Genomic DNA, 12,144 nt, shown 5'->3' with positions numbered 1-12,144 from the left:
CATGCGACAACGCAACACTCCCCACGAATCAAGGTGTTGCACTCACCACCTGAAACCGCCCGCGGCGAGGCCCCGTTTTGGAACGTCTCGGCGAGACATCCCGTCGCCCCTGCGAGCTCGGCCGCATCAGGAAGGGTTCCCTCGTTCACGTGTAGGGAGAGGGTCTCCATTCGGCTTCGCCGAGTCGACCAGCGGGCAGCCGAGCCGCCCAGCCAAAGCTCCGAGACGAGCGAACGAGCCGCTACCCCCAGGCGGAGACCGGCGCCGCCACGATCGGCACGTTCACGGCGTGGAAGCGCGACCCGTACCCGTAGTGGCTGCTAGCCCAGGGCGAGGCGATGATCGCCTGCTCGGTGACCGCGGGTGCGGAATCCGCTGCCAATGCATCGTGGATGCCTGCGAACAGCGAGCGGTCCAGCTGCTTCGCCACATACGACGCAGCGATGCGCAGGTTCGCGTAGCTGCCGAAGCCGCCCCCGCCGCCCGAGCCGAGCCCGTTGTTCAGCGGGTTGTTGCGCAGGTACCAGCTCTGCGGCGAGTTCTCGGAGTCCATCCACTGCAGGATGACCGTGACGTTGTTCTGCGTGACCGGCAGCCCCGCGTCCTGCAGCACGAGGGCGGCCCAGTCGGCGTTGGTGACCCCGCCGACCGTGAGCGCCGGAGTGCCGCCCGGGCTGGTGAAGGTGGACGACTCGAAGGTCGTGTTCTCGACGGCGTCACCCTTGACGTCTGAGCGCACGGTCAGCGACTGCGTGTGCGCGAGCAGCTGGCTCGCATAGAGCGTGTGCGAGCTCACGGTCGCGGCATCCGCCGGAATCGCGACCAGGGCGCTGCCGACGAGCAGCAGCGTCGCCGCCCCGGCGGTCGCCATGTGGCCGCGCGAGCGGGTGCGCTCTGCGCGCCTGCGGCCCTGGGCCTTCCCCTTCGAAGCGGGAGGAGCCTGGCGCAGCGATCGGCGGGTGGGGAAATCGGTCATGGAATCAGCGGGGGTGCGATGAAAGGGTCGGAATCACCACGGTTCGATCCGCGCCCTGTACGGGGGTAGGACGCGACTTTGCGAGGGTAGCAAACGACCCTGGCACCGGCCAGAGGCAGGTGAGCGGCGCTAGATCCAGCTCTTCCGCTTGAAGACGACATAGAGGATGCCTGCTGCGACGACCATCACCGCCGCACTCGCCACGAACCCCCACCACGTGCCGTAGCCCGGGTACGGCACGTTCTGCCCGAAGTAGCCGGTGACCGCCGTCGGCACGGCGATGATCGCGGCCCAGCTGGTCAGCTTCTTCATGACGTTGTTGAGGCGCGAGTCCTGCAACGAGAGGTTCGTCTCGAAGAGGGCCGAGACCATGTCCCGCAAGGACTCGGTCCACTCGGTGACGCGCAGCACGTGGTCGTAGAGGTCGTCGTACGACGCGTCGAGCTCGCGCGGCGACCCCGCGTCGCGGCGGTGGCGCAGCACGCCGTTCACCACCTCGCGCATCGGCAGCACGATGCGGCGCAGCTGCACGAGCTCCTTGCGCAGGCGATAGGTGGCGCGCTGCACGCGTGTGGCGAGGACCCGCTCGTCGAACAGCACGTCCTCGAGCCCCTCGATCGCGTCGTCGAGCACCTGCACCGCGTCGAAGTGGCTGTCGACGACGGCATCGAGCAGCCCGTGCACGAGGGCGCCGACACCGTAGCGCAGCAGATCCGAGTTGTCGTTCCACCGCGCGACGAGCTCGTCGATGTCGAACTCGGGGCTGCGCACCGTGATGAGCCCGTGCTCGAACACGAAGGCCGACACCTTGTCGAGCCGCAGGCGCCCGGCGCGGTCGTCGTCGTCCGGCTCGTTCTCGGTGTCGTAGGCGGCGGCGTATGCCGTGAAGAAGGTGTGGCTCGCATAGCGCAGTGCCTTCGGCCGCTCGACGTGCGCGATCGCGTCTTCGACGGCGTTCGGGTCGAGGCTGAGCTCGCCTGCGAGCGCATTCAGATCGGAGTGGTCGGGCTCGCACAGGTCGACCCAGGTGAGCACGTCGTCGCGGGCGAGGTAGTCCGAGATCTGCTCGAACGGGAAGTCCGTCGCGATCACGTGACCGTCGTGGTCCCACACGAGCGAGCGCAGCGTCCCCATGGGCGCAACGCTAGTCGACGCCTACATCGGAACGTCGGCGCCGTCGTCACGCCACTGGGTCGGCGTCATGCCGAAGCGCGCCTTGAAGGAGCGCGTGAAGTGAGCCTGGTCGCCGAAGCCTACGGACGCTGCGATCGCGGCGACCGTGAGGCGCGGCGACCTCGCCTCGCGCAGCATGCTGGCGGCTCGCTCGAGGCGGCGCTCGCGCAGCCAATCGCCCAACGTGACGCCGCGTCGCGAGAGGACGACGTAGACGTAGCGGGTCGAGATGCCATGCATCGCGGCGAGCTCCTCGGCTGACAGGTCGGAGTCGCCGAGGTGGGCGTCCGCGTATTGCAGTAACCGCTCAGCGAGGCTGGCTGCGAGAGGCTCACGGGCGCCGAGCTCGTCTCCGTGAAGGCTCAGGATCAGGCCGCGCACCAAGTGCAGGGCCGGCTCGGGGAGCGATTCGAGACCCGCCTGCGGCGGCTTCGACCCGGTGCCGAGCGCTGCGGCCGCAGTCGCGCAGAGAAAAGCGGCGACGACGCGCGCAAGCCCGTCGCGCCCCGAGATGGTGTGCGCGACGAGCGGCAGCAGGAGCTGGCTGGGCAGTCCGAGCTCGTCGTAGCCGAACGTGAAGGTGAACTGGCGGCCGGAGCCGGTCTGGCTCGTCGTAAACGGCAGCTGCGTTGTGCTGAGAACGAGATCGCCTGCGCGCGGATGAGCGCTTCGTCCGTCCTGGTGCAGCTGCTGTGCCGAGAACGGCTGAGGCACGTGCACGGTGAGCTGGGCAGGCACAGCGCTGTCTCGGGTTGTCACCCGGCGCTCGACATCGCCGGACGCGCCCTCGATGCGGAACTCCTCGATCCGCAGACCGCCGAGGTCACGACCGTCGAAACGCGCCTTCACCTGGCGCGCCCAACGCGGACGAAGTTCGAGAGGCATCGGGTAATCGCGGAACGCCGCGCGCAGCAACTCAACGGATTCAGCGTCGGGGAGGCCGCCCAGCACGAAGGGCATGGGTAATCATCTGCCCGCAGTGCGCGCCCCGGCAAGAGTCCGATGCCTGCAGATCAAGACGCTCGCGGGCGCAGTTTCTAGCGTGCCCCCATGAGCGATGTGACGAAGGCAGAGGCGAGCGAGATCGAGGCTGCGAACGGGAGCGGCAAGCCCGTCGTCGCGTTCGTGCACGGGCTGTGGCTGCTCTCGAACAGCTGGCAGCACTGGCGCGAGCTCTTCGAGGAGAACGGCTACGCGACGATCGCGCCCGGCTGGCCGGACGATCCGGCCACGGTGGAAGAGGCGAAGGCCGACCCGCAGGTGTTCGCGCACAAGATGGTCGGCAGGGTGACGGACCACTACCTCGACGCCGTCAGCCGCCTGCACACGAAGCCGTACCTCGTCGGCCACTCCTTCGGCGGGCTCATCGTGCAGAGGATGGCGGGTGAGGGCGCCGCCCGCGCCACGGTCGCGATCGACCCCGCGCCCTTCCGCGGCGTGCTGCCCGTACCGTGGTCGTCACTCAAGTCGGGTGCACCGGTCCTCGGCAACCCGGTGAACGTCGGGCGCGCCATCGCCCTCACCTTCGATCAGTTCACGTACGGCTGGGCGAACAACCTCGACGAGACCGAGGCGCGCGAACTCTACGAGACGTATCACGTGGCGGCATCCGGTGCGCCCCTCTTCCAGGCGGCCACCGCGAACTTCAACCCATGGAGCGAGGCTTCGGCCGACACGCGCACACCGAAGCGCGGCCCGTTGCTGATCATCGCGGGCGCTGCTGACAATACGATTCCGCTCGCGATCACGCGCTCCATGTACAAGCTGCAGTCGCACAACCCCGGCGTGACCGAGATCGTCGAGGTTCCCGAGCGGGGCCACTCGCTGACCATCGATCATGGTTGGGCCGACGTCGCCCGCCTGGCCCTCGACTTCTTCGGCAGGTTTCCGAGATGACGGGCTCGTCGCGTCAGATGCCGGCGGCGGCGATGAGCGCCTCGGCGGCCGCGCGGGCATGGCGCGCGGCATCCGTCGTGCCTGCGATCGCGGCAGTGGTCTGCGCGCCTTCCGCGAGGATCGCGAGTTGAGGGCCGAGGGATGCCGGGCCGCCGGCCGCCTGCACGAGGGAGTCGACGTAGCGCTGGAAGTCGGCCTTGTGATCGCGCACGGTCTCGGCCACGCGCGGGTTGGCGGCGCCGAGCTCGCCGAAGGCGTTGATGAAGCCGCAGCCGCGGAAGTCGGACTCGTCGAACCACTCGGCGAGGTAGTCGTAGACCGCGAGCAGCTTCGCGCGCGGCTCGCGGATCGCGTCGACCTTGGCCGTCACGCCCTCGGTCCACATGCGGTGGCGCTTGCCGAGCACGGCGATGATCAGCTCGTCCTTCGCGGGGAACTCGTTGTAGAGCGCACGCAGCGAGACGCCGGCCGCGTCGCGCACCGCATCCATGCCGACCTGGCCGATTCCGCGGGCGTAGAACAGCTCGTCCGCGGCGTCCACGATCTTCTGCCGGCGGCCCTCTTCCGTGGTCTTCGCGTTCATGTGGCCAGTCTACTTGACAGCGAGAACGATCGTTCTCTAGATTGGCTGACAGATGCGAGAACGACCGTTCTCAACAGTGCAGAAGGAGCGCGATTCCCATGAGCGGCAACCCCAAGAACATCTCCCTCGAACCGGCGGCGCAGGCATTCGTGGATGCCACGAGCGAGCCCCCGTTCCTCTATCAGCTCGCCCCTGAAGAGGGCCGCAAGGCCGTCGACGGCGTGCAGGACGAGCCGATCTTCAAGCCCGAGATCGACGAGGAATGGGTCGAGATCCCCGGCGGCCCGACCGGCTCGGTCAAGGTGCGCATCGTGAAGCCCGTCGGCGCGACCGGCTCGCTGCCGGTCATCCTCTACACGCACGGCGCCGGCTGGGTCTTCGGCGACGCGCACACGCACGACCGCCTCGTGCGCGACCTGGCCATCGGCGCTCACGCCGCGGTCGTCTTCCCCGAGTACGACCGCTCGCCCGAGGCCCGCTACCCGCACGCGCTCGAGCAGGTCTGGGCGACCGCGCAGTGGATCGTCGCGTCGGGCGCCTCGAAGGGGCTGGATGCCACGAAGCTGGCGGTCGCCGGCGACTCGGTCGGCGGCAACATGACCGCCGCGCTGACGCTGCTCGCCAAAGAGCGCGGCGGGGTCGACATCAAGGGCCAGCTGCTCTTCTACCCCGTCACCGACGCGAACTTCGACACTGCCTCGTACGAGGAGTTCGCTGAGGGCTACTTCCTCACCCGCGAGGGCATGAAGTGGTTCTGGGACCAGTACACGACCGACGAGGCGCAGCGCGCCGAGATCACGGCGTCGCCGCTGCGCGCGTCGCTCGAGCAGCTCGCGGGCCTGCCGGCCGCGCTGGTGATCACCGGCGAGGCCGACGTGCTGCGCGATGAGGGCGAGGCGTATGCCGCCAAGCTGCGCCGGGCCGGAGTGCCCACGACCGCCGTGCGCTACCAGGGCATCGTGCACGACTTCGTGATGGTCAACGGGCTGCACGACACCTTCGCCGCGAAGGGCGCGATCGCTCAGGCGGTGGCGTTCCTCAGCGACGTGCTGTCGGCGTAGGCATCCGCTCGCCGTCGCGGCCTCCACTCGCGCTGCTCGGATCCTCTTCACGCGCCTCGGATCCGAGCAGCGCGAAGCGGATCCGAGCAGCGTAATCCCGGGCGCCCCGGTCTGCGCCAGTGCGCGCCCCGACGTAGGTTGGAGGGATGGTCAGAACTCCTGACGCGGGGCTAAGTGCCAACTCCGCGTCCTCCGCAGTCCCTGCTGTCTCCGCCTCCGACCGGGTCGCCACGCGCGTCACGCTCGCCTCACTCGTCGGGACCTCTCTCGAGTCCTACGACTTCTACGTCTTCAGCTACTTCAGCGCCCTGTTCAGCGCGTCGGTGTTCTTCCCCGCCGAGAACCACGCCGTGGGCACCCTCGCCGCGTTCCTCACGCTCGCGACCTCGTACCTCGTGCGCCCGATCGGCGCGATCGTCTTCGGGCACCTCGGCGACCGCATCGGCCGCCGCCGCGCCCTGATCTGGACGGTCGGCATCATGGGAGTCTCGACGGCCCTCATCGGCGTGCTGCCCTCCTACGACCGCATCGGCATCTGGGCGCCCGTGCTGCTCGTCGCCCTGCGTGTCATCCAGGGCCTGTCGCTCGGCGGCGAGTGGGGTGGCGCGATCCTCATCGGCGTCGAGCACTCGACAGCCCGCCGCCGCGGGTTCTACGCCGCGATTCCGCAGCTCGGCTCGCCGATCGGCACCGTCATCGTCGGCGGGCTGTTCCTGCTGCTGAGCTCCACCATGAGCGCCGACGCGCTCGCCGGCTGGGGCTGGCGTCTGCCGTTCCTGTTCGCCCTGCCGCTGCTCGCTCTGTCGCTCTATCTGCGCGTGACGATCACCGAGACACCGGTCTTCGCCGCGCTCCAGACGGCCCGGCGGGTCACGCGGCTTCCCGTCCTCGACGTCTTCCGCCGCCAGCCGGTCATGCTGGTCGTCGCGGTCGGCGCGGCCATGCTCGGCATCGGCTCGTACTCGCTGATGAACACCTATACGACGAGCTACGGCACCTCGGTGCTCGGCTTCTCACCCCAGGCCCTGTTCCTCGCGACGATCATCGGAAGCCTCGTCGAGATCGCGGCGATCCCGCTGTTCGGGCTGTGGGCCGACCGCATCGGCTCGGCCTGGATCGTCGCCATCGGCGCCGCCGCCACCCTCGTGATCGCGTTCCCGATGTATGCCCTGCTGCCGCGCGCGACCTTCCTGATCCTCGCGGGCACGATGGTCGTCGGCGGCCTGCTGCCGACGCTCGCCTGGTCGGGACTCGGCGGGTTGATGGCGGATGCCTTCGACCGCTCGATCCGCTACAGCGCACTGTCTCTGGCCTATGCCATCGCGGCGGCCCTCGCGGGGTTCGTGCCCCTGCTGACGCAGCTGCTCGCTGATGCCAGCCACAACGCGTGGTGGCACCCCGGCGTCATGCTCGGCGCGCTCTCTGTGATCACGCTCGTCAGCTCGATCGCGGCGGCGCGGGTCGCGCGGCGCCGGGCAGAGGACCGCCGCGACGAGGCCACCGTGCTCGCCGCGGAATCCGAGTCGGAGCCCGTCGCGGCCTGACGCGCCGCCGCCGTTCCCGCCGTTCCACCCCGTCTCGGGGCATCCCCAAGCTTCCGCGGGCTCCCGGGGCTTCCGCGGGCATCCCCGGGCTTCCCCGGCGCATCCCCGGGCGTCCCCGGCGCGCCGCCCAAACTCACTCTTCGGGGCAGTTCGGGTCGCCTTTTCGGCGAAGAGACGGCCCGAACTCACACCTCGGGTGAATGAGGTGAATGAGGTGAATGAGGTGGATGACGTGGATGGAGGGGAACGGGGAACGGGGGAGGGCTAGGCGAAGGCGAAGATCGGGGGGACGACTACCGCCGCGGCCAGGGCCCACGCTCCGTAGACCGGCAGGTAGCCGGTCTGCCACGCGAGGAGTCGTCTGGTCGAGGCATCCGCTCGGAATGCGCGGCGAGCGAGCAGCCAGGCCGTGCCGGCGAGCCCGACCAGCAGCACGAGGTTCACGCCGAGCGCGACCACGCGATTCGGCGTGAACCCGCCGTCGCCGATGCGGCCGAGCATCGCGGCGAGGGCGAAGCCGTTGAGTGCGAAGGCGGCGAGCACGAGCAGCAGCTGCAGGCGCTCCGTCCAGCCGGGGCGCGCGGTCGGCTGCTGCGCCGAGAGCACGTAGAGCACGAGCCCTGTGACCACCACCAGCAGCACGTCGACGACGATCAGCACCTCGCGATAGGCGCCGAAGCCTCCCGTCACCACGGCGCCGGCCAGCATCGCCAGCACGGCGATCGTGAACAGCGGCGTGAACACGCGGCCCAGCACGGGCGCCATGTTCTCGATGACCTCCTGCTTGGAATCGACGAGCCACGCCGCGACGGCCGCTGCCCCTGCCGCCCCGCACGGCGCCACCCACTCGATGAGCACGGTCGACGGGTCGGCGCCGAGCGCCGAGAACACCGCCGCCGTGATGCCCATGAGCACCCCGCCGCCGAGGGCGATCAGCGCGAGATAGACGATCCACTCGCCGGTGAAGCGCACGAAGTCCATGCGGCCGGCCGCGGTGCGCCAGCCGGCGCCGGCGTAGAGCAGGCCGATCAGCAGCCACAGCACGATGGGCGCGTGCAGCCCGAAGATCACGAGCGTGTCGCCCCTGCCGCCGAACGGGTAGGCGAGCGCGAGCACGAAGATCACGGCGAAGCCGACGGCGGATGCCGCGACGAGGGCGCGCGGCGGCCGGGTGCGCCACGCCACCGAGACGGCGAGCGTCGCCATGGCGAGCACGGCACCGCCGAGCACCGCCGGGGCGATCGCCGCGCCGAGCAGCCAGGGGAGCTTGGCGAGCAGCGCGGCGAGCACGGCGAAGGCGAGCATGATCACCCCGCCGTCGAGCCGCCGCGGCCGCGCGGGCGACCCGGCCACCACGAGCTGCTTCCAGAGCCGCCGCGAGTTCTCACGGGCGTACTCCCCCGCGATCTCGTCCTGCCGGCCCATGCGCTTGACCGCGATCAGCACGGCTTCGTCGGCGTCGAGACCCGCCGCACGCAGGGCGTCGATCTGGCTGCACAGGTGGTCCTCGAGCTCGTCGGCGTCGCCGTCGGACAGCGAGCCGCGAGACACGAGGTATGCCCGCCACGAGGCGATGGCCGACTCGGGGTCGAGGCCGTCGGCCCGGCCGGTGTCGCCCCGGCTCATCGCGCGACCGCCGTCGCTGGGGCGAACGCGGGCCACAGCCGGCCGGCGGCGCCGAAGGCGTGCGCCAGGGTGTTGACCGCGGTGCTCCACTGCTTGCGGTGCTCGGCGAGCTCGGCGCGGCCGGCATCCGTGATCGCGTAGTAGCGGCGTTTGCGGCCGCTCTCGGCCAGCCCCCAGTGCGAGGCCACGAGCTCGGCGCCTTCGAGCCGGTGCAGCAGCGGGTAGAGCAGCCCGTCGGTCCACTCGATCTCGCCGTCGGAGAGCTCGCGCACCCGCGCGATGATCGCGTAGCCGTAGCTCTCGCCCTCGCTGAGAATCGCGAGCACGAGCGGGGCGGATGTCGCCGCCATCAGATCCTTCGCCAGTCGCATGCGCGCCTCCTGTTCTTCGCACACCATACCTCGCAGATCTAGGTATGGGAAGAATCGGCGGCCCTGAGAAGTTGATACGAGCAGACTCAAGTTTTCGAGGCTGTGATTGCGCAGGCATCCGCCCCTCGATAAAGTTGAGTCCGGGCGGCTCAAGCCAGTCGCCCACGCGAACTTCTGGTTTCGAGACGCGCGCTCCGCAAGCTCCGCGCGTTTCTCGACCAACGTGAAAGAGAGAGGGCCAATCAACATGGCACGTGCAGTAGGTATCGACCTCGGAACCACCAACTCCGTGGTCGCCGTTCTCGAGGGTGGCGAGCCGACCGTCATCGCGAACGCGGAGGGCTTCCGCACCACCCCGTCGGTCGTCGCGTACACGAAGGACGGCGAGGTGCTCGTCGGCGAGACCGCCAAGCGCCAGGCCGTGACCAACGTCGACCGCACCATCTCCTCCGTCAAGCGCCACATGGGCACCGACTGGAAGAAGGAGATCGACGGCAAGCAGTACACCCCGCAGGAGATCTCGGCGCGCATCCTCGCCAAGCTCAAGCGCGACGCCGAGCAGTACCTCGGCGACACGGTCACCGACGCCGTCATCACGGTTCCCGCCTACTTCAACGACGCCGAGCGCCAGGCCACGAAGGAGGCCGGCGAGATCGCGGGCCTCAACGTGCTGCGCATCATCAACGAGCCGACCGCTGCGGCGCTCGCCTACGGCCTCGACAAGGGCAAGGAGGACGAGCTCATCCTCGTCTTCGACCTGGGTGGCGGCACCTTCGACGTCTCGCTGCTCGAGGTCGGCAAGGACGAGGACTTCTCGACCATCCAGGTGCGCGCGACCGCCGGCGACAACCGCCTCGGCGGCGACGACTGGGACCAGCGCATCGTCGACCACCTGATCAAGAAGTTCAAGGAGTCGACCGGCGTCGACGTCGCGAACGACAAGATCGCGCTCCAGCGCCTCAAGGAGGCCGCGGAGCAGGCGAAGAAGGAGCTCAGCTCCTCGATGTCGACGAGCATCCAGCTGCCCTACCTGTCGCTCACCGAGAACGGCCCGGCCAACCTCGACGAGACCCTGACCCGCGCGCAGTTCGAGCAGATGACCAGCGACCTGCTCGACCGCACGAAGAAGCCGTTCCAGGACGTCATCAAGGAGGCCGGCATCAAGGTCTCCGACATCGCGCACGTCGTGCTCGTCGGCGGCTCGACCCGCATGCCCGCGGTCAGCGAGCTCGTCAAGCAGGAGACCGGCGGCAAGGAGCCCAACAAGGGCGTCAACCCCGACGAGGTTGTCGCCGTGGGCGCGGCCCTGCAGGCCGGCGTCCTCAAGGGTGAGCGCAAGGACGTGCTGCTCATCGACGTCACCCCGCTGAGCCTCGGCATCGAGACCAAGGGCGGCATCATGACCAAGCTCATCGAGCGCAACACCGCCATCCCGACGAAGCGCAGCGAGACCTTCACGACCGCCGACGACAACCAGCCGTCGGTCGCGATCCAGGTCTTCCAGGGCGAGCGCGACTTCACCCGCGACAACAAGGCGCTCGGCACCTTCGAGCTCACCGGCATCGCGCCGGCGCCCCGGGGCATCCCCCAGATCGAGGTCACCTTCGACATCGACGCGAACGGCATCGTGCACGTGTCCGCCAAGGACAAGGGCACCGGCAAGGAGCAGTCGATGACCATCACCGGCGGCTCGTCGCTGCCGAAGGAGGACATCGAGCGCATGGTCAAGGAGGCGGAGGAGCACGCCGCCGAGGACAAGCGCCGCCGCGAGTCCGCCGAGGTGCGCAACTCGGCCGAGCAGCTCGTCTACTCGATCGAGAAGCTCATCAAGGACAACGAGGACAAGCTGCCCGAGGACGTCAAGTCCGACGTCCAGGGCGATGTCGACGCGCTCAAGACCGCGCTCGCCGGCGAGGACGACGAGGCCGTGAAGACCGCGTTCGAGAAGCTCTCGCAGAGCCAGCAGAAGCTGGGCGAGGCGATCTACGCGTCGGGCCAGGCCGAGCAGGCCGCTGGTGCGCAGGGCGAGAGCGCGGATGCCTCCGCCGACGGCGCCTCCGACGAGGACGTGGTCGACGCCGAGGTCGTCGACGACGAGGACGAGAAGAAGTAAGGCGATGACGGACGAGAACAGCGACAAGCACGAACAGCGCGAGGAGCCGATCGTCCGCGACAAGCGGCGCATCGACCCCGAGACCGGGAAGCTGCGCCAGCCTGAGACAGCCGAGGGGGGCGAGGCCGAGGCCTCGTCCCCTGAGGGGGCCGCAGCCGACGGTTCTGCCGGTTCGGCACGCGATCAGCAGGAAGGCGCAGGCGGCACCGAGAACGGCGACGACGAGCTGTTCGTCGAGGACATCCTCGCGGCCGCCGAGGCCGAGGAATCCGACCCGAGCGCCGAGCACCTCGCGGACCTCAAGCGGGTGACCGCCGAGTACGCGAACTACCGCCGCCGCACCGAGAGCGAGCGCGAGCAGGTGCGCGAGCGCGCCGTGCGCGACGCGGTCAAGGTGCTGCTGCCCGTGCTCGACGACCTCGACCGTGCCCAGAAGCACGGCGACCTCGAGGGCGAAGGCGCGTTCCAGACCATCGCGGCCAAGCTGCGCGGCGCCGTCGACAAGCTCGGCGTCAAGCCGTTCGGCGAGGTCGGCGAGGTCTTCGACCCGCAGAAGCACGAGGCGATCTTCCAGCAGCCCACCCCCGGCGCGACCGAGACGACCGTTCTCGACGTGGTCGAGACCGGCTACACCGTGGGCTCGACCCTCGTGCGCGTGGCGCGCGTGGTCGTCGCCACCCCATCCGAATAACCACTCACCCGGTGGTCGAGTAGCGAGCGCAGCGAGCGTATCGAGACCCTTCTCACGCAGGAAAAAGTCTCGATACGGTCGCAGGGCGACCCACTCGACCACCGGCATCC

General features: G+C 69.4%; 11 protein-coding genes. 5 read left to right on the top strand and 6 right to left on the bottom strand.

The features are described 5' to 3' along the window. Positions 1–241 precede the first annotated feature (241 nt). The 3 genes from ABD716_RS12230 to ABD716_RS12220 all read right to left on the bottom strand — a co-directional run bounded on the left by ABD716_RS12230 (position 242) and on the right by ABD716_RS12220 (position 3,109). Positions 242–976: a hypothetical protein gene (locus ABD716_RS12230; RefSeq protein WP_344777229.1), complete on the bottom strand. Its 735-nt coding sequence runs from the start codon at positions 974–976 to the stop codon at positions 242–244. A 129-nt stretch (positions 977–1,105) separates the two neighbouring features. Continuing rightward, positions 1,106–2,110: a magnesium transporter CorA family protein gene (locus tag ABD716_RS12225; protein ID WP_344777227.1), complete on the bottom strand. Its 1,005-nt coding sequence runs from the start codon at positions 2,108–2,110 to the stop codon at positions 1,106–1,108. Between the two features lie 21 nt (positions 2,111–2,131). Then, entirely contained in the window at positions 2,132–3,109 is a 978-nt protein-coding gene (locus ABD716_RS12220) for a helix-turn-helix domain-containing protein (RefSeq protein WP_344777225.1), read from the bottom strand. A 90-nt stretch (positions 3,110–3,199) separates the two neighbouring features. Between ABD716_RS12220 and ABD716_RS12215 the strand changes: the two genes are divergently transcribed. After that, a complete protein-coding gene (locus ABD716_RS12215) occupies positions 3,200–4,045 on the top strand; it encodes an alpha/beta hydrolase (protein ID WP_344777223.1) in 846 nt (281 codons plus the stop codon). A 13-nt stretch (positions 4,046–4,058) separates the two neighbouring features. Here ABD716_RS12215 and ABD716_RS12210 read toward each other — a convergent pair whose 3' ends face one another. Further along, positions 4,059–4,628, bottom strand: coding sequence for a TetR/AcrR family transcriptional regulator (locus tag ABD716_RS12210; protein WP_344777221.1), 570 nt, complete (start codon positions 4,626–4,628; stop codon positions 4,059–4,061). Positions 4,629–4,726: 98 nt separating this feature from the next. Between ABD716_RS12210 and ABD716_RS12205 the strand changes: the two genes are divergently transcribed. Further along, entirely contained in the window at positions 4,727–5,689 is a 963-nt protein-coding gene (locus ABD716_RS12205; RefSeq protein ID WP_344777219.1) for an alpha/beta hydrolase, read from the top strand. 146 nt (positions 5,690–5,835) lie between these two features. Further along, complete coding sequence (locus ABD716_RS12200) at positions 5,836–7,233, top strand: MFS transporter (RefSeq protein ID WP_344777217.1); 1,398 nt, start codon at positions 5,836–5,838, stop codon at positions 7,231–7,233. Positions 7,234–7,497: 264 nt separating this feature from the next. On the opposite strand, the gene ABD716_RS12195 is transcribed toward ABD716_RS12200, so the two are convergent. Both ABD716_RS12195 and ABD716_RS12190 read right to left on the bottom strand, forming a co-directional pair. Then, on the bottom strand, positions 7,498–8,859 hold the full coding sequence (locus ABD716_RS12195; protein ID WP_344777215.1) for a permease prefix domain 1-containing protein: 1,362 nt from the start codon (positions 8,857–8,859) through the stop codon (positions 7,498–7,500). Next, a complete protein-coding gene (locus ABD716_RS12190; RefSeq protein ID WP_344777213.1) occupies positions 8,856–9,230 on the bottom strand; it encodes a PadR family transcriptional regulator in 375 nt (124 codons plus the stop codon). The genes ABD716_RS12195 and ABD716_RS12190 overlap by 4 nt, the downstream gene beginning before the upstream one ends. A gap of 247 nt (positions 9,231–9,477) precedes the next feature. Here ABD716_RS12190 and dnaK point away from each other — a divergent pair, with 247 nt between their 5' ends. Beyond that, entirely contained in the window at positions 9,478–11,343 is a 1,866-nt protein-coding gene (gene dnaK, locus ABD716_RS12185; protein WP_344777211.1) for a molecular chaperone DnaK, read from the top strand. A 4-nt stretch (positions 11,344–11,347) separates the two neighbouring features. After that, positions 11,348–12,034: a nucleotide exchange factor GrpE gene (locus ABD716_RS12180; RefSeq protein WP_344777209.1), complete on the top strand. Its 687-nt coding sequence runs from the start codon at positions 11,348–11,350 to the stop codon at positions 12,032–12,034. Positions 12,035–12,144: the final 110 nt, after the last annotated feature.

Origin of the sequence: Gryllotalpicola kribbensis (assembly GCF_039538245.1) — a bacterium.
Taxonomy (GTDB): Bacteria; Actinomycetota; Actinomycetes; order Actinomycetales; family Microbacteriaceae; genus Gryllotalpicola; species Gryllotalpicola kribbensis.
This window is presented reverse-complemented; position numbering and strand designations above follow the sequence as displayed.

Excerpts from the sequence above, each read along its gene's own strand:
- ABD716_RS12230 (WP_344777229.1), bottom strand. The coding sequence starts at position 976 with ATGACCGATTTCCCCACCCGCCGATCGCTGCGCCAGGCTCCTCCCGCT.
- dnaK (WP_344777211.1), top strand. The coding sequence starts at position 9,478 with ATGGCACGTGCAGTAGGTATCGACCTCGGAACCACCAACTCCGTGGTC.
- ABD716_RS12195 (WP_344777215.1), bottom strand. The coding sequence starts at position 8,859 with ATGAGCCGGGGCGACACCGGCCGGGCCGACGGCCTCGACCCCGAGTCG.
- ABD716_RS12215 (WP_344777223.1), top strand. The coding sequence starts at position 3,200 with ATGAGCGATGTGACGAAGGCAGAGGCGAGCGAGATCGAGGCTGCGAAC.
- ABD716_RS12220 (WP_344777225.1), bottom strand. The coding sequence starts at position 3,109 with ATGCCCTTCGTGCTGGGCGGCCTCCCCGACGCTGAATCCGTTGAGTTG.
- ABD716_RS12210 (WP_344777221.1), bottom strand. The coding sequence starts at position 4,628 with ATGAACGCGAAGACCACGGAAGAGGGCCGCCGGCAGAAGATCGTGGAC.
- ABD716_RS12190 (WP_344777213.1), bottom strand. The coding sequence starts at position 9,230 with ATGCGACTGGCGAAGGATCTGATGGCGGCGACATCCGCCCCGCTCGTG.
- ABD716_RS12180 (WP_344777209.1), top strand. The coding sequence starts at position 11,348 with ATGACGGACGAGAACAGCGACAAGCACGAACAGCGCGAGGAGCCGATC.
- ABD716_RS12225 (WP_344777227.1), bottom strand. The coding sequence starts at position 2,110 with ATGGGGACGCTGCGCTCGCTCGTGTGGGACCACGACGGTCACGTGATC.
- ABD716_RS12205 (WP_344777219.1), top strand. The coding sequence starts at position 4,727 with ATGAGCGGCAACCCCAAGAACATCTCCCTCGAACCGGCGGCGCAGGCA.
- ABD716_RS12200 (WP_344777217.1), top strand. The coding sequence starts at position 5,836 with ATGGTCAGAACTCCTGACGCGGGGCTAAGTGCCAACTCCGCGTCCTCC.